Source organism: Alteromonas sp. 4NH20-0056 (assembly GCF_057539655.1).
Window position 1 is genome coordinate 115,690 of sequence record NZ_BAAJLS010000003.1, and the last position, 21,979, is coordinate 137,668.

General features: G+C 45.2%; 18 protein-coding genes. 12 read left to right on the forward strand and 6 right to left on the reverse strand.

What is annotated here, in order from left to right; all coding sequences use genetic code 11:
• Positions 1 to 13 precede the first annotated feature (13 nt).
• The 5 genes from AC27EZ_RS06685 (at position 14) to AC27EZ_RS06705 (ending at position 5,221) form a co-directional block, all read left to right on the forward strand.
• Positions 14 to 487: a redoxin family protein gene (locus tag AC27EZ_RS06685; protein WP_487134595.1), complete on the forward strand. Its 474-nt coding sequence runs from the start codon at positions 14 to 16 to the stop codon at positions 485 to 487.
• A 329-nt stretch (positions 488 to 816) separates the two neighbouring features.
• Complete coding sequence (locus AC27EZ_RS06690; RefSeq protein WP_487134596.1) at positions 817 to 1,626, forward strand: hypothetical protein; 810 nt, start codon at positions 817 to 819, stop codon at positions 1,624 to 1,626.
• A gap of 9 nt (positions 1,627 to 1,635) precedes the next feature.
• Positions 1,636 to 2,670 (forward strand): extracellular solute-binding protein, encoded by a 1,035-nt coding sequence (locus AC27EZ_RS06695; RefSeq protein ID WP_487134597.1) that lies wholly within the window; start codon positions 1,636 to 1,638, stop codon positions 2,668 to 2,670.
• A complete protein-coding gene (locus AC27EZ_RS06700; protein WP_487134598.1) occupies positions 2,667 to 4,187 on the forward strand; it encodes an ABC transporter permease in 1,521 nt (506 codons plus the stop codon). The genes AC27EZ_RS06695 and AC27EZ_RS06700 overlap by 4 nt, the downstream gene beginning before the upstream one ends.
• Positions 4,187 to 5,221, forward strand: coding sequence for an ABC transporter ATP-binding protein (locus AC27EZ_RS06705; protein WP_487134599.1), 1,035 nt, complete (start codon positions 4,187 to 4,189; stop codon positions 5,219 to 5,221). Before AC27EZ_RS06700 ends, AC27EZ_RS06705 begins: the two co-directional genes overlap by 1 nt.
• Before the next feature lie 89 nt (positions 5,222 to 5,310).
• On the opposite strand, the gene AC27EZ_RS06710 is transcribed toward AC27EZ_RS06705, so the two are convergent.
• Entirely contained in the window at positions 5,311 to 6,150 is an 840-nt protein-coding gene (locus tag AC27EZ_RS06710; protein WP_487134600.1) for a mechanosensitive ion channel family protein, read from the reverse strand.
• Positions 6,151 to 6,427: 277 nt separating this feature from the next.
• On the opposite strand from AC27EZ_RS06710, the gene AC27EZ_RS06715 reads away from it, so the two are divergent.
• Positions 6,428 to 7,609, forward strand: coding sequence for a BaiN/RdsA family NAD(P)/FAD-dependent oxidoreductase (locus AC27EZ_RS06715; protein WP_487134601.1), 1,182 nt, complete (start codon positions 6,428 to 6,430; stop codon positions 7,607 to 7,609).
• Between the two features lie 86 nt (positions 7,610 to 7,695).
• On the opposite strand, the gene AC27EZ_RS06720 is transcribed toward AC27EZ_RS06715, so the two are convergent.
• A complete protein-coding gene (locus tag AC27EZ_RS06720) occupies positions 7,696 to 8,112 on the reverse strand; it encodes a BLUF domain-containing protein (RefSeq protein ID WP_421133167.1) in 417 nt (138 codons plus the stop codon).
• 99 nt (positions 8,113 to 8,211) lie between these two features.
• On the opposite strand from AC27EZ_RS06720, the gene AC27EZ_RS06725 reads away from it, so the two are divergent.
• Positions 8,212 to 9,990 carry a sensor histidine kinase gene (locus AC27EZ_RS06725; RefSeq protein WP_487134602.1) on the forward strand — a complete coding sequence of 593 codons (1,779 nt, stop codon included), beginning with the start codon at positions 8,212 to 8,214 and terminating at the stop codon, positions 9,988 to 9,990.
• Positions 9,991 to 9,998: 8 nt separating this feature from the next.
• Here the strand turns inward: AC27EZ_RS06725 and AC27EZ_RS06730 are convergent, their stop codons facing one another.
• Entirely contained in the window at positions 9,999 to 10,490 is a 492-nt protein-coding gene (locus AC27EZ_RS06730) for a helix-turn-helix transcriptional regulator (protein ID WP_487134603.1), read from the reverse strand.
• Positions 10,491 to 10,610: 120 nt separating this feature from the next.
• Here AC27EZ_RS06730 and AC27EZ_RS06735 point away from each other — a divergent pair, with 120 nt between their 5' ends.
• The 5 genes from AC27EZ_RS06735 (at position 10,611) to AC27EZ_RS06755 (ending at position 16,627) form a co-directional block, all read left to right on the forward strand.
• Positions 10,611 to 11,795: a hypothetical protein gene (locus AC27EZ_RS06735; protein ID WP_487134604.1), complete on the forward strand. Its 1,185-nt coding sequence runs from the start codon at positions 10,611 to 10,613 to the stop codon at positions 11,793 to 11,795.
• Positions 11,792 to 12,826, forward strand: coding sequence for an efflux RND transporter periplasmic adaptor subunit (locus AC27EZ_RS06740; RefSeq protein WP_487134605.1), 1,035 nt, complete (start codon positions 11,792 to 11,794; stop codon positions 12,824 to 12,826). The genes AC27EZ_RS06735 and AC27EZ_RS06740 overlap by 4 nt, the downstream gene beginning before the upstream one ends.
• Entirely contained in the window at positions 12,823 to 15,891 is a 3,069-nt protein-coding gene (locus AC27EZ_RS06745) for an efflux RND transporter permease subunit (RefSeq protein WP_487134606.1), read from the forward strand. Before AC27EZ_RS06740 ends, AC27EZ_RS06745 begins: the two co-directional genes overlap by 4 nt.
• Complete coding sequence (locus AC27EZ_RS06750) at positions 15,884 to 16,189, forward strand: DUF3240 family protein (RefSeq protein WP_487134607.1); 306 nt, start codon at positions 15,884 to 15,886, stop codon at positions 16,187 to 16,189. The genes AC27EZ_RS06745 and AC27EZ_RS06750 overlap by 8 nt, the downstream gene beginning before the upstream one ends.
• Positions 16,190 to 16,279: 90 nt before the next feature.
• A complete protein-coding gene (locus AC27EZ_RS06755; protein WP_487134608.1) occupies positions 16,280 to 16,627 on the forward strand; it encodes a carboxymuconolactone decarboxylase family protein in 348 nt (115 codons plus the stop codon).
• Between the two features lie 16 nt (positions 16,628 to 16,643).
• Here the strand turns inward: AC27EZ_RS06755 and AC27EZ_RS06760 are convergent, their stop codons facing one another.
• The 3 genes from AC27EZ_RS06760 to AC27EZ_RS06770 all read right to left on the reverse strand — a co-directional run bounded on the left by AC27EZ_RS06760 (position 16,644) and on the right by AC27EZ_RS06770 (position 21,923).
• Entirely contained in the window at positions 16,644 to 18,572 is a 1,929-nt protein-coding gene (locus tag AC27EZ_RS06760; RefSeq protein WP_487134609.1) for a putative bifunctional diguanylate cyclase/phosphodiesterase, read from the reverse strand.
• Between the two features lie 28 nt (positions 18,573 to 18,600).
• Positions 18,601 to 18,816: a YgaP family membrane protein gene (locus AC27EZ_RS06765; protein WP_487134610.1), complete on the reverse strand. Its 216-nt coding sequence runs from the start codon at positions 18,814 to 18,816 to the stop codon at positions 18,601 to 18,603.
• 227 nt (positions 18,817 to 19,043) lie between these two features.
• Positions 19,044 to 21,923, reverse strand: coding sequence for a M14 family metallopeptidase (locus AC27EZ_RS06770; protein WP_487134611.1), 2,880 nt, complete (start codon positions 21,921 to 21,923; stop codon positions 19,044 to 19,046).
• Positions 21,924 to 21,979 lie beyond the last annotated feature (56 nt).

The window sequence follows — 21,979 nt, forward strand, 5'->3', positions numbered from 1 at the left end:
CTAGGAGAGCATCATGTTACAAGTTGGTAGCGTTTTACCGGAAGTTGATTTCGGTTTATTAGTTAATGGTGAAGTCACCAACCCAGGTACAAACGAATTATTCACAGACAAACGCGTAGTGATGTTCGCCGTTCCTGGGGCATTTACCCCCACGTGTTCAGAAGTACACCTTCCTGGTTACGTTGCGCTTGCTGATAAATTCAAAGCAAAAGGCGTGGACAGCATTATTTGTTTATCGGTAAACGATGCGTTTGTCATGGATGCCTGGGGCAAAACACATAACGCCGATGAGATTCTTATGGTTGCAGATGGTAATGGCTATTTCACACGTCAGGTGGGATTAGATATGAATACCGGTAACTTTGGTGGTATTCGTTCATTGCGCTATTCAATGCTTATTGAAGACGGTGAAGTGAAAATCATCAATATAGAAGACCCAGGCCGTTTTGAAGTCAGTGACGCAGAAAGCATGCTTAAAGCGCTGTAATTCGACACTGCATAATTTTCTAATCGTATTTAAAGGGCCTGAACTTCAGTATTCAGGCCTTTTTTTATCCTCGCAACAAAACCTTACGTGGTTTTACACGTAAATAATGATGCTTTTCGTTAAACGGTAATAAATTTATGCCTATGCGGTATATAAATGCCTTTTAATTCAAAAGCTTCAGCTTTTTTGTGACTCTTAATCACGCTAAGATATTGAAAATAAAAGCGCATGTGCTGCGAAAGTATTACATGTATCTACGTTGAGTTACCTTTACTCTACTAATGATAATAAGTATCATTTGCGTGATAAACAACGTACTAGGAATAACTATGACATCATCTCTCAAAAAATTGAGTGCACTGGCTTTTGTATCAGCGTTTTCTTTTTCTATCGCCTCTACACCTGCATTTGCTAACGGCGTTATCAGCGAGCACGTTAATAACTTGCAAGCGCACATTGGAGAATACACAGAAGAAGTTCAGTGGCTAGAAGAGAAGTTTGGTGGCGTTGTTAGTGCGTATGAAACGAAAGACAACAGCGTAAAAACAGATGCGCTAATTGAGTATTGGGAAGAAGTTGATTTCCATTCTGCTATCGAAACACAGTATGTACCTATTTATGCGTCAATTTGGCAGGGGATTTATGGCGTGAAAATGGCCATTGATAATGGCAAGCCGATAGCTGATGTACGCGCTGAACAAGCGAAATTGAATCAAGCCTTGTGGCAAGCTTTGGGCGCAGTTAAACTTGCGTCGCAATATCAAAAGCAGGGTCTAGTGAAAGCGGTTCAAACCACCGATGTAGAGCCTACTACGCCGCCAGAAGTAATTAGTGATATTAAAAAACGTATTGACCGAGTAGTGGCAAAATACGCTGAACAACTTCATGAGGTTGCCACCACGTTAGTTCATGATACCTACCTTCAGCGTTTTGAAGGGGTAGAGGGTGCACTTATTGCACTTGATGCTGAACTGGTTGAGGCGTTAGAAAAAGACTTTAACGTAACGCTACCTCAAGCGATCGCCCAAGATAAAGGGGTAGACGCGGTGCGCAGTGTAGTAGACGCTATGCAAGAAAAACTAGATCGTGCGCGCACGCTACTGGTTGAAGCAGAAAAAGGTCGTAAAGACGTATTCTAAGGAAGCTTTATGCAAAGAAGAACATTTTTACAAGGGTTAGCCGCAGCGGGTGTTCTAGGCAGCATGCCATTTGGTTTTGCTAATGCCATCACGCAAGCTTCTAGCGTATCGGTAGACTCGTTAGCAAAGCTTGAAGGCGACCTAACCTTGTATTTAGGTCGTGGCGAAGGCGGCCTGTATGAAAATGTACTTGAAGCAATTAAAAAGCGTAATCCAAAGTTAAACCTTAAGATTAGACGTGGTGGTTCTGCGGCACTTGCTAACACTATTGTTGCTGAAACCCGCGCAGGGGTGAAGCGAGCCGATTTATTTTGGGCAGTAGATACCGGGTCTATTGGCGTGGTGACTGACGCTGGCGCAGCAAAGCCGTTACCTGTCGATTTAACCGCACAACTTAAAGATGGCTTTCAATATTCAAGCTGGTCACCGGTAACAGGCCGTGTGCGTACACTTCCTTACAACACCCAACGTGTAAGCCCAGATCAAATTCCTGATAGCATTATGGCCCTTGCCGACACCGATTTAGCGATTGGCTGGGCACCGGCTTACGCGTCATTCCAGTCGTTCGTTACTGCTATGCGAGTACTAGAGGGCGAAAAAGCGACTGAAAACTGGCTAAAAGGCATTAATAGAAATGCTAAAAAATATGCCGGCGAGTTAGGCGTTGTAATGGGGGTTGAACGCGGTGAAGTGGATATGGGGTTTGCAAACCACTACTACACATTGCGTTTGAAATCTGGAAAGCCTGACGCCAATGTCGATTTGGCATATACGAAAAATGATGCTGGATGTTTAGTTAACGCTTCAGGAATTGTTGCATTAAGCGACGGCGACCTGCCTGTTAACTTTATTCGCTACTTACTGACACAAGAAGTACAGAGCTATCTAGCAAGCGAAGCGTATGAAATTCCATTGGTGCAAAACGTAGCGCAGCCGCAAGGGTTGGCATCGTTAGACACGTTATCACCACCTGATATGGACTTAAGAAAACTCGCCGATTTGCGCCCAACGCTTAACTTGATGAGAAAAGTTGGCGTGCTGTGACAAATTGGCCAAAGTCATATCCACTGGCGTTTGTTATTGCATTACTGGCCTTGTTGCCAGTGGGTGTACTGTTTGCACTTGCGCAAGACAGCGCACAGTTATTTGATACTCATAATCTACGCGTATTGGGGAATACCGTTTCGTTAATGGCACTGACGATTGTTGGCGCCGTGATTATCGGTGTCCCTTTGGCATTTTTTACCGCTTACGTACAACTTCCCTTCAAGCGATTTTGGCTTATCGTACTGGCTGCCCCTCTAGCGCTCCCAAGCTATATTGGTGCGTTTGCCATGTACTTCTCATTCGGGCGGGGCGGTGAAATTGAAAATGTTTTAGGGCTTTCCACGCCTCCTATCAGCGGGTTGTGGGGCTCGGCATTGGTCATGAGCTTATACACCTACCCGTTTGTAATGATGACAACGCGAGCTAGCTTACTAAGCTTAGATGCAAGCCTAGTGAACGCTGCGCGAACCTTGGGGCTGTCGTTAGCGGCCAGTTTGTGGCGCGTAGTGCTTCCCCGCGTGGTAAATAGTGTCGGGGCCGGAGCATTACTGGCTGCTCTCTATGCGCTGTCAGATTTTGGTACACCCGCTATCATGGGGTTAGACACGTTTACTCGAGTTATTTTTGTTGAATACAATGCATTTGGTTTAAGCCAAGCCGCTATGTTGAGCTTGCAGCTTATGGTAATCGTCGCCCTAATTTTATTTGTAGAAAGCAGAATTGGTGGTGCATCTGAACGCCCGGGTAAGCATCTTTCATTGTTTCCGGCGCCATGGCAGCGCAATCTTATGCTGTTATCTGCTATGCCCATTGTTTTCATGGCTATTATATTGCCGCTGGGCATATTTACCTTATGGCTGGTGAGGGAAGGCACAGGTGGATTCGAGTTAAGCTATGCGTGGAATTCTGCACACGCGTCGTTTTTAGCTGCCATTGTTGCAGTGTTGCTGGCAATTCCTGTGGCGCATGCGGCAATTGCAGGTAAAGCAGGCCGCTTTATGGAGCGCATTACTTACTTTGGATTTGGTGTGCCCGGTATCGTAATGGGTACTGCCCTTGTGTATGTGGGCTTACAGCTGCCTGTGCTATACCAAACATTGGGGCTGTTAGTGATGGCTTATGTGCTGCGTTTTCTACCCTTAGCGGTAGGCAGTGTTAGGGCAACGGCTGAAAATATCGACTCTGGACTGGTTAAAGCGGCACGGGTACTTGGCGCTAGTCCAAGAGAAGCCTTTGTACGTATTACATTACCCCTTACATTGCGTGGTATGATTGCCGGTGCTGCATTGGTTTTCCTAGAGGCCATGCGCGAATTACCTGCAACATTAATGCTTGGGCCTACAGGGTTTGAAACATTAGCCACATACATGTGGCGTGTTTATGAAGCGGGTTATTTTGGAAGAGCTGCTGTACCCGGCTTATTGCTAGTATTGCTTTCCGGTTTAGGGCTTGTGCTGATGCTATCAGGTGAGCGGAAAGCCCAGTTTACCGTTACCGAGGATGATCGTTCTTAATGCTAAGTGTAAGTAATTTGTCAGTGAGTTATGGGCCTACCCGCGTTGTCGACAAGTTAAATCTTGAATTGGGGCAGGACGAAATTCTTATGCTGGTAGGACCGACAGGCTGTGGTAAAACAACCATATTACAAGCATTAGCGGGTCTTATTCCTATTACCGACGGTGAAATACGTTTGTCTAAATGGGCAAGTACCCCCGCAAAACATGTTCCGCCTGAAAAGCGTAATGTAGGAATGGTGTTCCAAGATTTTGCCCTGTTTCCCCATCTTACGGTGCAAGAAAATGTGTGTTTTCGGTTAAAAGACACTGCGCTTGCTGATCATTGGCTCGCATTGTTGGGGCTAGATAGTTTCCGCGATGCTAAACCTGCACGCCTCTCTGGAGGTCAAAAGCAGCGCGTGGCATTAGCGAGAACGCTCGCGCATGAGCCTTCATTTGTGTTGTTAGACGAACCGCTATCTAATCTTGATGCTGCCTTGAAAGACAGCCTACGCTGGGAAATTCGTGATGCGCTAAAAAAAGCCGGCGTGCCCGCGATATGGGTAACGCATGATCAAGAAGAAGCGTTAAGCGTAGGCGACAGAATTGGCATTTTAAATAAAGGGAAGCTGGAACAGTTAGACACGCCCGAATTATGTTATTCAGAGCCAGCAAGCCGCTTTGTGGCTCGGTTCATGGGCGAGGCGAGCTTCTTAAGTGCGCAGTTTGATACTAGTGCTGCCAATACCCATAACACGGTGGTTACGCATATTGGTAACGTGCCGGGCACACCTCTTCAACAAGCCAGTGGCGATGTTGATTTGTTAGTACGACCTGACGATCTAAGCTTAACCGCAACGCAAGCTGAATCTAATTGCGCGGTAGAGTGGGTGCGTTATGAAGGCGAAAGCCGACTTTATGCTGTTGCATTAGACAATGGCGATGAATTAAAAGTACGGGTAAGCCATGAAAATGCATTATCCCCAGGTACTCGTGCTCGTGTGCAACTAATAACTACCCACCCTTTGGCTGTGTTTCCTAAGCAAGCGTAACGTTTTGCCATATCGCTGCATAAAATAAAAAGGGCGGCCTATGGACCGCCCTTAATGCACCTAATAATTAATAAACTAATAACTTCCTCTTATTGAGGCTTTGCACTTTCGTTAACCACTATCACTTTGCGGTGCGGGAACGGAATTTCAATGTTGGCGTCATCTAGTGCCTTTTTCACCTGCTCAGGCACAGAGTAAAGAATGTCAAAGTAGTGTTCTCCGTGGCAGAACGGGCGTACAATGAAATCTACCGAGCTATCATTCAGTGCGGACACCTCAACGAATGGGGCGGGGGTTTTAAGCACATGCGGGTGGTTTGCTAAAACGCTATCTATAACCGCGCGCGCAGCATCAATGTTTTCATCGTAAGCAATACCGAATGTCATGTCTACGCCGCGTATTTCGTGGTGTGAATGATTAATGATTTGCTCGCCCCAAATTTGGCTGTTGGGGATAATGATTTGTTGATTATCGAACGTTTGCAAAATAGTAGTGAATAGATCAATTTCTGTGACTTTACCGAATTTTCCTGCCGCGTCGACAAAGTCGTTTACTTTGTAGGGGCGAAAGATGAGCAGCATAACGCCAGCCGCTAAGTTAGATAGGGTGCCTTGCAACGCTAACCCTATCGCCAGCCCAGCTGCGCCAAGTAGCGCGATGATCGACGCAGTTTGTACGCCAAAACGGTTTAATACAGCAATGCCGACGAACGCTAGAATGGTGTAACGTGCCACACTGCCAAAAAATTTAAACAGTGTATCGTCAAGCTGAGGGTGGCTACTCGCAATCGCCACGATAGCGCTGTAAACCTTGCTAGCAACCCAAAGACCGATAATAAGAATTGCCAAAGCAAGCAAAATATTGGTTGCCCAGGCTAACGCGGCCGGTAAGTATTGATTAATATCTAATGACGCTAATAGCGCTTCCATGAAAATGTTCCTCTGCGGTTTTTATACGTTTTAGTCGGCGCTTGCGCATTATATTGCAATGAACAGCAGTGTAAGTTCTTAGTTATAAAAGAATAACGATAACGTTAGTATTATTAATAAGTATGAAAAGCCATCAATATTGAAAAATGTGCCAAGATTAAATTGTTGGTATAAAACGGGATAACGTTGTACCAAACAGGTTATAACGTATAATTCCGCCCTTCAAAAAGGCAACGAATTGTAGCCTTAATATTTAAGCAGGGTAAGGTAACACATAGTGATAAAGCGTGATGTAATTGTAATAGGTGCCGGTGCTGCTGGGCTTTTCTGCGCTGCACAAGCGGGTGCGCGCGGACGAAGTGTTGAAGTGCTAGATCACGCGAAAAAAGTAGGTCGTAAAATTCTTATGAGTGGTGGCGGCCGCTGCAATTTCACCAATATGTACGCTGGCCCTGAAAACTTTATTTCGCAGAATGCACACTTTTGTAAGTCTGCCCTAAGTCGTTATACGCAGTGGGATTTCATTGGTTTGGTTGCCGACTATGGTATTGCTTATCACGAGAAAACGTTAGGCCAATTATTTTGTGATGATAGTGCAAAAGACATTGTTGATTTACTGCTTAAAGAGTGTGAAAAAGCGGGCGCCACCATTACAACCCGCTGTGATATTTTGAGCATTGAAAAAACGGACACAGGCTTCACCCTATTAACGTCTGTTGACGAATATCAGTGTGAGTCATTGGTTATTGCAACGGGTGGCTTAAGTATGCCAAAGCTTGGCGCAACGCCCTTTGGTTACAAAGTTGCAGAACAGTTTGGCTTAAACGTGTTGCCAACACGTGCAGCCCTTGTGCCTTTCACTCTGCATGACAAAGACAAAGATACGCTTGCCGAACTTAGCGGCATTGCTGTAGATGTTTATGCAAGTTGTAATGACACAACATTTAAAGAAGCGATGCTGTTTACGCACCGAGGGCTAAGCGGCCCCGCGATGCTTCAAATATCAAGCTATTGGGACGCTGGTGATGCGCTTAGCATTAATACCTTACCAAACGACGACCCTCACGAACTATTAAAAACGGCTCGTAGTGAAACGCCTGATGCACTGCTAGCAACCTGCCTTAACAAAGTATTTCCCAAACGAGTGGTGCAAAGCTTTATTACCCTAAACGCGTGGCGCAATGTGCCGGTTAAACAGCTTTCACATGGTGAATGTGACGCCATTGCGAATGCACTCGAAAATTGGCAAATAAAACCGAATGGCACAGAAGGCTACCGCACTGCAGAAGTAACAATTGGCGGTGTGAATACCGACGAATTATCGTCTAAAACTATGATGGCCAAAAATGTGGAAGGGCTCTACTTCATTGGTGAAGTGGTAGATGTGACAGGCTGGTTAGGCGGCTTTAACTTCCAGTGGGCGTGGAGTAGTGGCTGGGCAGCAGGGCAGGTGGTGTAGTACCAATTATTTACACCAGCCCATTGCGAATATATTGTGAAAGTAATGGTATTATAAGGTCGCTGAAACGCGGCCTTGCAACGCTGCTATAACTCTTGCTGGCTTTTCGACATATGCGTTAAAAAATGGAACGCTTGTTCTTCAGACATTTCGTCAGGCAGAAACTCTTGCTGGCCCATATCATTTAGCAACTTATTAAATTCAGCACTGCTACTTGCATAGCCCATTTTCCACTGTTCAAACGATAACGTATCTATATTGCGATAACTTATAATGGTTACTTCATCATGACGGGGATCGTCGGCAATATCGAGATACAGTTCGTTGACCACGTCGCGCTCCCCTTCTAATGCTTGCAAAAAATAACGTCTGTCATAGCAAAGCATTCCGCTTACATCTAAATTAGTATTGTTTTTACGTGCCGATTCAAGCACCGATTTAAGATCGGCTAATGACATTTCTCTCGATGCACGACTAAAATAAAGTAGTTGAACTAACTTCACTTACGCTCTCCTGATACCCGTAGAGTGGCAATTACGCAATATGCTGACTATTCTCCAACTTTAGCAGAAAAAATAAAATAGTTAATACGTGGTTTACTAATGGATAATCCAATTATTGCGGTATGCACGCATGCCGATGCAACGCGACTATTACCTGACAGCTGGAAAACATTTGAGCATGTAAATAGCGTGCGTGCTGCAAAAAAAAAGATGCGCCAAGCAAAGCCCGCATTGGTATTACTGTGTATTGACTCGGCTGATGACGTGGCGCTGTGCCAGTCGGTGTCTCACTATATCCGTGAAGGGTTAGTCAATGTGGTATCGCGTATTGTGGTTATTCATTCAGAGTCAGAGAAACTCGATGAAGTCGAATGGTTAGAAGAGTACCAAGTCAACGCATGTCTGTGCGCCCGCCAAGATAAAAGTTTATTCAATCAAAGCGTATTGAAACGTGAGCTTGATACCTTTGATTACATCGAAAGCACCTACAAGCAGCATGATGCTGAAACCGAAATGCTGATGTGCATCTCGCAGTTTTCGCGTGCGAATGAAAGTACCAAGGTATTGTTAAGTACGTTTTCCCAATCGCTTGCCAGGCTCTGCCATGCTGCTTATAGCTGTGAAATTTATATTAATAACGACGGCTATCGGGTTGTGGCGGCGAAAGACACGCCAAGCAACATGAAGAATGCGTTCGAAAGTGTGTTTTCGGGTAAATCACTCCCTAATTTTTTATTAAAAGCTATTGAAGAGCAACAACCTCAAATTGATTTGCTACATGCTGATTCAGGCATTGACGCTGTGCTTGAGCAATCAGTGGCACCAATAGGCAGCTATCTGGCGTTTCCTATTGTGGTGTATAAGCGCGTAGTATGCTTTCTGTTCTTTCTCATTCCCGAAAGCGATATGTCGCGTGTTTCGATGAAACAAATAAATATAATCAATAAAGCGTCCGAGCAATTAACAATTTTGCTTGAACGCAGGAAAGCAGAGTACAGTTTAAAGAATCAGTACAAGCGTTTGCAAAGTGCCCTGGTTGAATTAAAAAGCACAAAAGAAGAATTAGAAAGTAGAGAAAAGCTGGCCAGTATCGGACGCATGGCCGCTGGTATTGCCCACGAAATAAATAACCCGCTGTCGTTTGTTATCAGCAACTTTTCTTCTATGGATAAATACTTAGACAGCATTATGACCTTACAAGCAATGCAGTCAGAGTTACTTACCTGTATCGATATTCAGCAAAGCCAACAGGCTCAGAAGTTAAAAGCTTCGTTAACATCCTTCAAGCAAAAAGAAGGGATTGAGTTTGTTCTTGAAGATATTCGCGCTATTGTGACCGACTCCTTTAACGGACTTCAACGTGTAGAGAGCATCATTGCGGATTTGCGCACATTTACCGATATAAAAACGAACGAAGGTGATACATGCGATATACAAAAGGTGCTAAAAGAAACGTTGAAAGTATACAAGTACGATGAGAAAACCCCTGTTGATATTCACGTTGACATCACCTCGCTTGCGCCTATCCCATTCAATACAGGGGCTATTGAACAAGTGGTTAATAACCTAGTGAAAAATGCCGTTCAGGCATGTGAAGGTGTCGATATTGCAAAGCCTGCCGTGACCATTAAGGCTTTCAATGAGTCAGACTGTTTTCACTTAATCGTACATGACAATGGGCCGGGTATTGATGATGCGACGATGGCGAAAATGTATGAGCCTTTCTTTACAACTAAACCAATAGGTAAAGGCGTAGGGCTAGGGTTATCGGTAACCATGAATATTGTTCAAAAGCTGGACGGGAGCATAACGTGTGGCACTGAACTGGGGAAGTACACCGAGTTCAAAGTAGCGCTTCCACTTACTAGAGCGTCGTAATAGATATCTTAATTTAATATATCATCAAAAAACCATGCCGAAAGGGCGTAGCGCCCCTCTAATTCTGATTTTGCATAAACCGTTGAGGCTTGCTGGCGCACTGTCTTTTCTTTGGTGTTTCTTGTCGCTGCAATCTCGGCTGTGCTCAGCCCTTTTATCATGAGTAATGCCACTTCTTTTTCGCTTGGGGTCAACCTCCAATCATTAAATTGCGCTTCTATCGCTTCAAAATACTGGGTTTTAGCCTGTTGAAGTTGTTTACTCATGGTATGAAGTTGATCTTTAGCCGAGTGTAGCTGGGTGATTAATTTTCTTGTATTGCGTGTACGCTTGCGGATATCGAATATTAGGTAAATGGCGAGCACGCCAGCAATTAACACAATCATCGACTCTTCAATAATATGAGACGTGGGTACGTTAAGAGACAAATCCACCATAACATCGAGAAAATTTAGTGTTGTGATGATAAGTAGCGCTACAGTAATAACTTTATCTTTCATAATTATATCAATTACTTATTTTCTATTAGACAGGTGTCTAATGCTTTTTTGATGTAGATTAAGCAGTATGTTGGCATGTTTCACTATCATGGAAAGATGTACTTCCTACATCGCGACAACATGGCTAATCACGTTCTTTTCTTTTTAGTCAGTGTTCTTACACTGACGTTCACTGCGCCTCTTTGTGCACAGTCGCTGTCTGATTTGTATGACCATACACGAAATCAGTTAACTCGTATAAACGATTCACGTCCTGACAAGATGGAGCGCAACGTAAAAGCGCTGAATGACTGGCTTCAAGGGCCTATATCGCTGCAATTCTCCACGCTTCCTAGTCAAAGCGTGGGAGGCACAGATGAATACGAAGTGGGCGTGTTTTTGCCGTTTAAGCCACCTTCTAGAAGAGAGGTTGATAGGCAACAATCCCAGCTTGCGCGCACGGTTTCTGCGATGCAAGAGCAGCGTTTTTCACTCCTTGTTAGCGGCCTTGTAAGGCAAGCGCTATGGAAAAGGATAGCAGCGCAGACCGAGTATGAAGGCTTACTCGACAAACAAGCGTGGATTAGCTCACTGGATAACACCATGGAGGCATACCTTAAAAGTGGAGAGATTGACCGAGCAACTTATCTTCGGTGGGAACAAGAAAAATTAACGCATTCGCTGGCCGTGAAACAAGCGCAGATAACCTTACAGAGTGCAACGCGTTATTACCGACAAATTGCTGGAACGGAGTCACTGCCTGTTCAACCGGTAGAAAACGTCGTTAAAAATGCACCGTCTTTACTGCAAAATCACCCAGAACTTACGTTGCTAGTGCTCAGCCAGCAGCAGCTAGACATAAACTATGACCTTGCCGACCAATCTTTAGCGCCATGGATGTTAGGTGTTATTGCTCGCCAGTTACGTGGGCCAGCAGGTAACGATAACCTTCTTGGCGTAAATATTAATATTCCGATTTCTGGGAGCGGCACTACCTCGGTTAACGACCATGCGCTATGGCAAGACGCGCGTAATACTCTCACAAATGCGCTAGCAGAAACCCATGCTCGACTATCGCTGCAATTAAACGACGCCATCAACGAGTACGAGTATGCGAATGAGGCGGTAAGTGTATTGTATCGACAAATGCAGATAGGTGAGGAGATTACAGCACTGTATGCGAATCAACAGCAAAGCTTACCTAGAGTGCTGTGGTTAGAGCAACTTATTGCACAGCAAGACAGGCGACTAGAACATGAAAAAATGAAGATACACCTCGCCCAAGCCGCGTCAAAAATAAACCAGATAGCAGGAGTGACGCTATGAACCGATTGCTAATTATTGTGTGGACGACGTTTTCAATATCGGCAATGGCTGTACCACAGGCCTTAGAAGATTCAGTGGCTATCGACATGTTAGGTCAACTCGATTTACATTACATTGACGTGCAGCAAGTAGGTACCGTAGAAAAAAGCGTGTCTACAGGCACGGTCAGTGCACTACCTGGGGCAGCTTTGCAAATAATAGCCCCGATGAGTCCACAGCAAATCGATTACGTAGTGGTTGATGGCGAATCTGTAACTCAGGGGCAGCGTATTGCTATGTTAAGTGGTAGTGAGGTGCATCATTTTCGCGATAGCTTAAAAGCAAAGGAAGCGCTAAGGACGCTTGCAAAAGCGCGCTTTGATGCCAACAAACCACTTAGCGAGTCACGCGCTATTTCACAAGCAGCGTGGTTTGATATTGCGCAGCAGTTTTATGACGCTGATTTGGCATGGGAGCACTTGAATCATTTTGCTGAAATGTTTGAACCCCTTAAGCACGATGACAAAGGATACTTGCTAGCTGCTGAGGCCGGTGTCTTTCGTTTACCTCAAGCCACAAGTACCACAGAAAGTACCTTGCTAGGCTCAATCCTTCATACTGATTCAATACGGCTGACAACACACATGAGTACAGCTGTTGCGCAGCAGGCAACCACCCTTGCAACTAATAAGTGCCAAGTTTCAATAGACAATGTTGAGCAAGTTAGCCACCGTTTACTGGTTAGAGTTTGGTCCTCGCCTCTACCGGACACATGCGGTTTACAACTTGGGGAACTAACTGAAGTAGGCGTTCACTTAAGTGTGGCTGCTTTGAAAGTAAGTGCTAAAAGCGTGTTTTATATTAACGGACAATCGGCAGTATTCAAGTTGTCGGGCGACACGTTAGACGTTGTACCTGTAGAGATTGTAGGTGAATCTGACGGTGGCAGCCTATTGCTTAAAGTGCATCCATTATTAGTGGGTAAGAAAGTGCTGTCCTCATCAGTGAGTGCGGTGCAGGGCATTTTGCTTGGGTTGGGAGGTATTGAGTGATAGACACTATTATTCGATTTTCCCTTGTTCAACGGCTTTTCGTGCTTTGTGTATTTGTTGCGTTATTGGGCTTTGGGTTACGAGCATGGACAACGCTACCCGTTGACGCGTTTCCAGATATCTCGCCCACCCAAGTTAAAGTCATAATGAAAGCCGATGGTATGACGGCGGAAGAAGTGGAGGCGCAAATTACACAGCCAATAGAAGTGGAATTGTTAGGTATTCCTCATCAAACCATCCTCCGTTCTACCACTAAGTATGCCATTACGTCGATAACGTTAGATTTTGAAGAGGGAACCGATATTTATTGGGCTAGGCAGCAGGTAAGTGCAAGGTTGTCCGCTATTGCTGATACGCTTCCTATTATAGCAAAGGGTGGGCTTGCGCCCATGAGCACGCCACTATCAGAAATGTTCATGTTCACCATTGAAAACCCGTTGCTGTCACTAGAAGAGCGTAAATATATACTTGATTGGGAGGTGCGACCGGCCCTTCGAACTGTGCCCGGGGTCGCCGATGTGAATATCTTAGGTGGCTATACCCGTACTTTCCAATTTACGCCAGATATCATAAAGCTTTTGGCCTACAACATTAATATAGATGACCTAGCTGAAGCGTTAAATGATGCGAATGTGAACGGTAGTGTAGGAAGAGTTCGAGCGGGCGTTGATGCGTTAATCATTCGCACGCAAAGCCGGGCTACTACAATGGACGAGTTAGGTAGCTTGGTTGTTGGAAGTTACCAGCATACCCCTGTCACCCTAAACGAGTTGGGTAAACTGTCGCTTGGCAGTTTAACGCGCTATGGCGGAGTAACACGAGACGGTGAGGAGACCACACAGGCACTTATTGTGGCGTTAAAAGACAGTAATACCGCCGCTGTGATTGAGGGGGTGACACGAAAGCTGGAAGCGATTGAAGCGACGTTACCTAAGGGGACGTCGCTTAACGTGTTTTATAATCGAAAATCACTTATAGACACCGCTGTTGGCACTATTACTAATGCACTTGCACAAGCGGTAGTTATTGTTGTGGTGGTGTTAGCCGTTTTTCTCGGTAATGTGCGTGCTTCTTTAGTGGTGGCGTTAATCATTCCGGTGGTTGTATTACTGACGTTTCTTGCCATGAAGGTGACAGGACTTACCGCAAACCTTATGAGTTTAGGTGGGTTAGTGATTGCCATTGGCATGTTGGTAGATGCGGCGGTGGTTGTGGTAGAAAATACGGTGTCTGAGCTGGGCAAGCAGAAGCCTTTGCCACGCCTGCATTTAATATTTCGTGCTACCCGTACCGTTGCCACTCCCGTGGTTGCAGGTACGTTGATTGTCATTGTTGTATTCGTGCCATTACTTACGCTCAGTGGTCTTGAAGGAAAGTTATTTTCTCCTGTTGCGATAACTATTGTGTACGCCATGCTTGCGTCATTACTCACTGCATTCACGTTAATACCGGTAGCGGCTTCTTTTCTGCTTTCTTCAAAAGATGGGCATTCACCGCGCTATTTGAAATATCTTCAAACGCAATATCATCGCTCATTAAACTTTGTATTGGGCCACTCTCGTATGGTAGCTGGAGGTGTGTTTACGTTATTGGTAATCAGTGTTCTTCTGTTCAGCGATGTAGGCAAAACCTTTATGCCAGTAATGGATGAAGGCGACATTATTGTTCAACTCGAAAAATCACCAACTATCTCACTGTCTTCCTCGCTAGCGTTAGATAAACAAATAGAAAAAATGTTATTGGTGAACTTTCCTGAAATTAAGCAGATTGTTGCTAGGACTGGATCAGATGAATTAGGTCTTGACCCAATGGGGCTCAATGAAAGCGATATATTCATGCAACTTGCGCCCACACAGGCGTGGCGATTTGAGACAAAACACGAACTCGAAGCCGCGATACGTGACGCATTGCGCGCTTATCCCGGCATTAATATTGGTTTTACCCAACCTATTCAAATGCGGGTGTCAGAAATGCTTACCGGCACAACAGGTATGCTTGCGATAAAGGTTTTTGGTAACGACGTAGAACGACTCGCATCGTTAGCAAACAAAGTGGCGACAGTGACGCGTCAGCAAGAAGGGGCCATTGATGTTAATGCTACGCTTATTGAAGGCGGTGACTTCTTAAGTATTGTGCCAAAGCCGGGTATTGCTCTTGATTACGGAATGACAACCGCCTCGTTGTCGCGTTACCTGAAAATGCAAGTCTCAGGGGTTCAGGTTGGAGAAGTAATACAGGGCCGTGTTCGCACTCCTATTTACTTTGGTGACTTACAGCAGGGGGAAGCACCGTTTACGTCGCCAGCACAACTTAATGACCTTCTTATTTTAATGCCAGATGGTTCTCAGCTACCTCTCTCGAGTATTGCAGGTGTACAACGCACACAAGGCCCTGCGGTTATCGAGCGTGAAAAAGCATTACGCTTTGCTGTTGTTACTGCTAACGTAGAAGCGCGTGATCTCGTTGGCTTTGTCGATGCCGTTAAAGCAGGGGTTGCCAATGATGTCGCGATGCCAACCGGCTACTACCTTGAGTACGGTGGCGAGTTTGAAAACCAGATAAGAGCAAGCAATAATTTGCTTATGGTTATACCCATCGTCATTGTTATTATTGTATTAATTCTATTCACTATCTTTGGCTCGTGGTCGCTCGCCTTACTAATCCTTGCCAATGTGCCTTTTGCCATGATGGGCGGGATCTACGCCCTTTACGTGACAGGTGAATATCTATCTGTGCCCGCTTCAGTCGGTTTTATTGCGCTATTAGGGGTTGCCATATTAAACGGCGTCGTAATGGTTTCGCATTATGAAGCGCTTAAGCGTCAATCGTTATCCTTACTAGAACGAGTGCAAAGCGGAGCGGTTGCTCGGTTGCGTCCCATTCTTATGACTGCCATGACGGCAATGTTTGGTTTGCTTCCTCTTGCTTTTGCGACGGGGCCTGGCGCTGAAATTCAAAAGCCGCTTGCCATTGTGGTTATAGGTGGCCTGGTATCGTCTACGCTTATTACCTTATACCTGTTGCCGGTTGGCTATTATTACTGGGAGCGTCGAAAAAATGCATAACTCCGTACAATTATCACTTTATATTGAGAGTAACCAGAAAGACGACGTTATCGATTGTTTGTTGCCACTTGAATACATTAGCGGCTTCTCACTTTCTGCCTGTTTTGGCTATAGCCGAAATCATGCAACGTTAGATGTGGCCGAACAAGTTGCAGGTGGTCGAGCGCTTTTACAGTTAGATATCATCCATGATAGCGACCATACGGCCAGCATAATCACTGCACTAAAAGCAGTGAATGCGCGTCACCCGATACGCTTTACCGTTGTGCCTGTTATGCAACAAGGTTTTATTGGATAACAACCACACTGTTTTATATGTTTGTTAAGCGAATTGTATATTTGTTTCGCAAATTATTACCGTCAATGTTAGATCAAAAAAGGAAAGCCAATGAGCAAATCATACCCCGAAATTACAGAACGTATCTCGTCAAACTTGAAAGCATTGCGTGCAGATATTGGCGATACCATGCAAGGTTTCTCAGCAATGGCAAAGGCCGCGACGAAGGACGGCGTATTAGATAAAAAAACCAAGGAGCTGATCGCTCTAGCAATTGGCGTCTCAACACGATGCGATGGTTGCATTGGATTTCATGTTAAAGCGTTGGTAGAGCTTGGAGCGACCAAAGAAGAAATTGAAGAGACACTTGGGATGGCAGTATACATGGGAGGAGGTCCATCACTAATGTATGCCGCTGATGCGATGTTGGCTTATGAGCAATTCAGTGCGCTGAAATAATGGTAGCGTAACGTGTTTAAACGGCTTGTCTAGAAGGGTGTTGCCCCAACGGCTCTCCGTTAATCAACAGTGTTTTTATTTGTTCTTCAGGCATGGGTTTAGCAAACAAATAGCCTTGAGCTAGTTTGCAGCCCATCGACGTAAGAATGGCCGCTTGAGATTGCGTTTCTACACCTTCGGCGACAAGTTCGCAGCCAAATGATTCTGCCAGGGTCACCGTTGATGCAACGATAGCACGGTGGCCACTGTTCGTTTCGATATCCTTTATAAATGTCCTATCAATTTTGAGTACGTTTACTTGAAGGTTAGCAAGGTATGCCAATGAACTCATTCCTGTCCCAAAATCGTCTATGGCGAGCTTAACGCCTAAATGCCTTACTTTATCCAGCGCACCTTGGATATATTTTATATTGAGGCAGGTCTCGTTTTCAGTAAGCTCCAATTCGATACATTCTGCTGGCACATCACAATCGTTCAGCAAACCCTTTATGAAGCTATCTAGCCCTGGATCTAACAAGTTGTAAGGGGATAAGTTCACGGCAATTGGTGTATAGATACCCTCTTGTCGCCACATTGACACGTGTTCAATGGCTTTCTTAATTATGTATCGACCAAACTCTTGCACTTTACCGCTATGCTCAATGAGTTCAATAAATGCGAAGGGCATCAGTAAACCCAGTTGAGGGTGTTCCCACCTGCATAGCCCTTCTACGCTGACAATGTGTCCGGTTTGAATATCCACTTTAGGTTGAAAATGCAGTATTAACTGGTTTTTCAACATGGCGTCGTTAATTTCTGCGCGCAGCTGCAAATCTTGCTTATAGTTTGCGACCTTTTGCGCATCGTAAAGTTGCCATCCGCTACGTTGTTCTTTTGCCTTGTACATTGCCGTATCGGCACATGAAATAAGCGTTTCGGAGTTATCAGTATGTGTTGGGAAGTGAGCAAACCCTACACTTGCGCCCGTATTGATTTCAAGGCCGTTAATGAGAATGGGGATATCGCATGACTCAACCACTTTTTGTGCGATACGTTTGCCTTCGTCAATTGAGCACTCAGGCGCCCAAATAATAAATTCGTCACCGCCAATTCGTATTACTTCGTGAGGTGATTCCGTTACGTCTGAAATTCTTTGCGCCACGCTTTTAAGTAATTCATCACCTGCGGTATGACCAAATGAGTCATTGACCTCTTTAAACTTATCCAAATCAATCGCAAACAGACAGCCCTCACTCACCGCGCTCTGCCCGTCTAATGTACATAGTGCTGTAGACAGCGTATCAGTAAGATAAAGCCTATTGGGTAGCCCAGTTAATGCATCGGTTGTGGCTAATTCTGTAAGTGCATCGTTGATTTCCTCTGCGCGCTTGGCAATTAACGATGACAGCGTAAGCGCCAACCATACGGCAATCCAGAATACGATGATCGATGTAATTAATAATCGCTTGGCAACCAGTGACAGGGTGGTGTCTAGCACGACCGTTTGTTGAATAAAGGTGATGGTGTAATCATCACTTTTCTGCTGATACCAAAGGTAGGTATTACCGTCATGTGTGATTAAGTGGTTGTCTTGGCTGCGCTCATTTTCAAATGTCAGTAAAAGGCGGTCCATTTCTTCATTGGAAAGCAAGTGTGCTTGTTTCCATTGATTGGTCTGCGATGCAACCTGAAATACTTTTGGGGCTTCGTCTTCGGGTGTTATAAGAAGCCTTGAAAATGCGTCAGTTTTTGAAGAGAAATTGCCATCACGCCGTAAAAGCTCGTTGTTTAACAACCTTACAACACGCTGCATGGCATTTAACTCTGTTTCAAGACTAACGTCAGCAGTGAGGCGGTAGGAAACCGTGACATATATGGCGGCGATGAGCAATGAAACCGTTAGGCACGCCAATATAAGTCGAGGACGTACCGACGTTTTGCGTTCGAGTAAGGGAGCCATTTGCATACGGTTTAGCCGTAACCTTTAGAAGTTATTAACGTTTTTTGGTGCTGATCCCCGCAATTTGATATACCGGACACCAACCAGATGCTAACGAAATGAGGTTCAGTACACCAAAAATGCCTAACAATACCTCAATAAAAATATCGTCGATAATGTCGCCATTAAACAGCGCGAATGCGGTAACACAAATGCCTATCATGCCACGCAATACGCGGTCGATAGTGTTCAAATTAGATTGTAATGCCATTGTTCTTCTTCTCTTTTCTGCATAAATAATCATAGCCTCAGTCTACACGTTATACCAGTAGACTTTACGCTAGGTAGTTGCATCGCATAAGAAAAGAAATTACGACTTCTTCATGGTTGAGAGGCTTATACAAAAGCGAGTGGGCTTTTAATTAAGAGATTGATATTGAAACAACAAAAGAAAGAAGCCCACATCACGTTGTAGTGATGTGGGCATACATTTACGTGCTATAAATCTATTTGCGCCCTTGCACCTAGGCCTGGCCCATAAACGATAGCATTCAATAGCAAGCGATTAGTGCCTCGTGTTGACCCTCTAAAGTTAGGTTGGCCAGAAAACAAAATCACCTGACCGCTGCCAAGTCGTTCCCGTGTAAGATAAGCGGTATTCGCTATTCTATGTTGGGCTTCTGGCCACACCAGGCCACTCATGCGCACGTTAAGTGCTTTATCGGCAGGCATGTTGTACCACCAATCCATGTTTTTCTTAGTGGTATCGTCACCAGAGGTTTTCTGTAACGGCATAAACACGCCCGCGCGTATTACTGCTTCGCTGCTATCGTCTGACATGAGAAGCGGCTGGTTTGCGTATAGAAGCGGTAGTGTTGGTGGGGTACCCACGGTTAACCAATGATCTTGGTCGGTACGTCCAGCAATCATAGCGCCACTAGGCATAAACAGTTTAAGCCACTTATCACGGCGGGTGAGCTCATCTTCTTTTAATGGTTTTGGTTGATTTGCCCATGGAAAATCATAGCTACCCGCTAGCGTATGCGACATAACTGCTGACGTATTGACGGTTTCTTGTGTGGCAAGGTACTCTCGCGTCAGTGCAATATCGAACTGTTGTGCGTTCTCGAAACTAGACGGTAGTGTACGCACTTTACCAATGCCGTTGTCGCTAGCAATTTTGCCAGCCGACTGAGCGCTTGCGATTAACGTTCCGCCCATTTCAACCCACTTTTCAATGGTCTCTATTTGGCTTTTGGTTAGCGAATTGCCCCAGCTTGCAGGCATGACGAGTACGTTGTAACGGCGCAAGTCTGTACGGTTTAATGACGCAACATCAACTTGACTGTGACGTATGCCCAAGTGCGTATCAATACTCCACCACGTGGCGCCCACATCGTAACTTGAAAAGCCGCCGTGACTTAGAATGGCCACTTGCGGTTTTGCCAGTAAACGAAAGTGCCTGCCACCCCAATCTGGCAATTCACCTTCCCCAAACCCACTACCAGTAGATACCACTGAAAGGCCAAGTTCGTCAGCCGTTGCTTTACTGATTACGTCTAAATCGTCTCTTTTCGGGTTATCAGTGACCGTGACAATAATAGAGCCTCGGTTAAGTTTATTACCGTCTAGCTCGGCCTCTTTATCTAGAAAGCGAACGTGAACATGCTGTTCCATGAGTCTCGCGGCAAAGGCAAGTGAACGGTCATCGGCACCGTCAACGGCCCATGCAATAGCATTACTGCTTACGTTGTGTGATGGCGTATATGCTTTATAAGGCGTTAGATGTTTGGTCATATGGTCAGGTACAGTGAGACCTTGTAAGCCATACATCATGGTCAGGTTCCATGCTGTCGTGTCGTACATAACTGATGAGCCATCGCGAAGCGTCTTTTGGCGTTCTTCCAGCAATACAGCTTCGTTAACGCCCGCTTCAAACTCTAAAATAGCGGCAATAAGGGGGGCTTCAGGTTGACGGTTCGGCACTACAATACTGTTTTTGGGTACTACCGTACTTTTCAGTGTTTCACCAAGATGATTAACCGCTTTACTTACCTCGATATCGCGGGTGGTAGTATATACGTCGATATCCTGCGCCAGTAAGCGGTCGACAAAAGCCTGTGTTCTTCCATGATTGTCGTTGGCCAAAATAACATATGTGCGGTTCGCAAATTTTCCTTTGTTGCTAATGTTATTCTTTCGTCCCTGCCAGTAGTCCTCGTACATGGCTTTGCTGTGTTTCGCTAGCGTTTGCAGGTTAGCAAGTGTCGACACAAACTGGTGATGAACCGATTCAAGGTACGTTTGTACTGTGCCCTCGGGGCGACGAACGCCATCTTCAGCCATACGGGATTGTTCGTATAAGATATGCATCGTGCCGCGATATTCTGAATAGTTTGAGTACCCGGGATACCAGTTTTCAAACCATTCTCCCGTGTAGTAACGCCAGCCTTTTTTGTCAAATGCCGAGGATTGGTCGCGAGCAAAAACTTTAGACCACTTTTGTAAATTAGGATCAATGTTGTCATTCAGTGGCTGTCGTGGAGGGCCCATCAGGTAAGTGTCTTGGCTACCCATTTCATGCCCATCAATCATCAGCTGAGGTCGCCATTTATTTATAAGTGCCACGCGCCCGATAGTTTCAGGCTGCGTTAGATAAAAGAAGTCGCGGTTAAGGTCGAAGAAGTAATGGTTAGTCCTCCCAGAAGGCCAATCGCCACGATGAAGCAGTGATTGGTCGTCGATATTGGGCGCGGTACCACGATACTGCTCGAGTGATTTGGCAAAACGGGCACGACCATCCGGGTTCATCATTGGGTCGATAGCCACAACCATGTTGCTTAGTAGCGACGTCACTGAACTGTCTTCACTTGCTATTAGATGGTAAATAGCAGCCAGCGCTGCATCAGCGCCGGATGTTTCGTTGCCGTGAATAGAGTAGGCCATCCACGCAATAGCGGGCAAACCATCGATGATTTGCGCAGCCTCACTGTCTGATGTTTCACGAGCGTCGGCAAGTTTTCCAATGTTATTTTGAATATCATCTAATTGAGATAACTGCTCGGGTGTTGATATAAATACTGCCACCAGGGGGCGCCCTTCATGTGAACGCGCGTATTCGATAACTTTCAAACGATCGGATTGCGTTGACCAATGCATAATGGCAGCGTGAATCTCTTGTGGGTTAGCAACGCGTGACCCAATAGGAAACCCAAGCAGTTCATCTGGGTGAGTAATCTCGGTTGTGTATGTGCCATCGAGAAGTTTACTGTCATAAACTAAATCTGAGTCTTGAACAGGCTTCATCAGCACGCCAGCATGTGCTGGCAGCATCAGCACGCTGAATAAAAACAAGAACCACCGTCTCGTTAGTTGCATGTGTATTCCTTTTTATTTTGATAATTATCGACAACTTACATCATAGTGTAGACTAA

What these genes read in the sequence shown, in the direction of transcription:
- AC27EZ_RS06705 (WP_487134599.1), top strand. Translation starts at nt 4,187, where the DNA reads ATGCTAAGTGTAAGTAATTTGTCAGTGAGTTATGGGCCTACCCGCGTT.
- AC27EZ_RS06760 (WP_487134609.1), bottom strand. Translation starts at nt 18,572, where the DNA reads ATGCAAATGGCTCCCTTACTCGAACGCAAAACGTCGGTACGTCCTCGA.
- AC27EZ_RS06725 (WP_487134602.1), top strand. Translation starts at nt 8,212, where the DNA reads ATGGATAATCCAATTATTGCGGTATGCACGCATGCCGATGCAACGCGA.
- AC27EZ_RS06750 (WP_487134607.1), top strand. Translation starts at nt 15,884, where the DNA reads ATGCATAACTCCGTACAATTATCACTTTATATTGAGAGTAACCAGAAA.
- AC27EZ_RS06740 (WP_487134605.1), top strand. Translation starts at nt 11,792, where the DNA reads ATGAACCGATTGCTAATTATTGTGTGGACGACGTTTTCAATATCGGCA.
- AC27EZ_RS06730 (WP_487134603.1), bottom strand. Translation starts at nt 10,490, where the DNA reads ATGAAAGATAAAGTTATTACTGTAGCGCTACTTATCATCACAACACTA.
- AC27EZ_RS06690 (WP_487134596.1), top strand. Translation starts at nt 817, where the DNA reads ATGACATCATCTCTCAAAAAATTGAGTGCACTGGCTTTTGTATCAGCG.
- AC27EZ_RS06710 (WP_487134600.1), bottom strand. Translation starts at nt 6,150, where the DNA reads ATGGAAGCGCTATTAGCGTCATTAGATATTAATCAATACTTACCGGCC.
- AC27EZ_RS06685 (WP_487134595.1), top strand. Translation starts at nt 14, where the DNA reads ATGTTACAAGTTGGTAGCGTTTTACCGGAAGTTGATTTCGGTTTATTA.
- AC27EZ_RS06735 (WP_487134604.1), top strand. Translation starts at nt 10,611, where the DNA reads ATGGCTAATCACGTTCTTTTCTTTTTAGTCAGTGTTCTTACACTGACG.
- AC27EZ_RS06695 (WP_487134597.1), top strand. Translation starts at nt 1,636, where the DNA reads ATGCAAAGAAGAACATTTTTACAAGGGTTAGCCGCAGCGGGTGTTCTA.
- AC27EZ_RS06770 (WP_487134611.1), bottom strand. Translation starts at nt 21,923, where the DNA reads ATGCAACTAACGAGACGGTGGTTCTTGTTTTTATTCAGCGTGCTGATG.
- AC27EZ_RS06765 (WP_487134610.1), bottom strand. Translation starts at nt 18,816, where the DNA reads ATGGCATTACAATCTAATTTGAACACTATCGACCGCGTATTGCGTGGC.
- AC27EZ_RS06755 (WP_487134608.1), top strand. Translation starts at nt 16,280, where the DNA reads ATGAGCAAATCATACCCCGAAATTACAGAACGTATCTCGTCAAACTTG.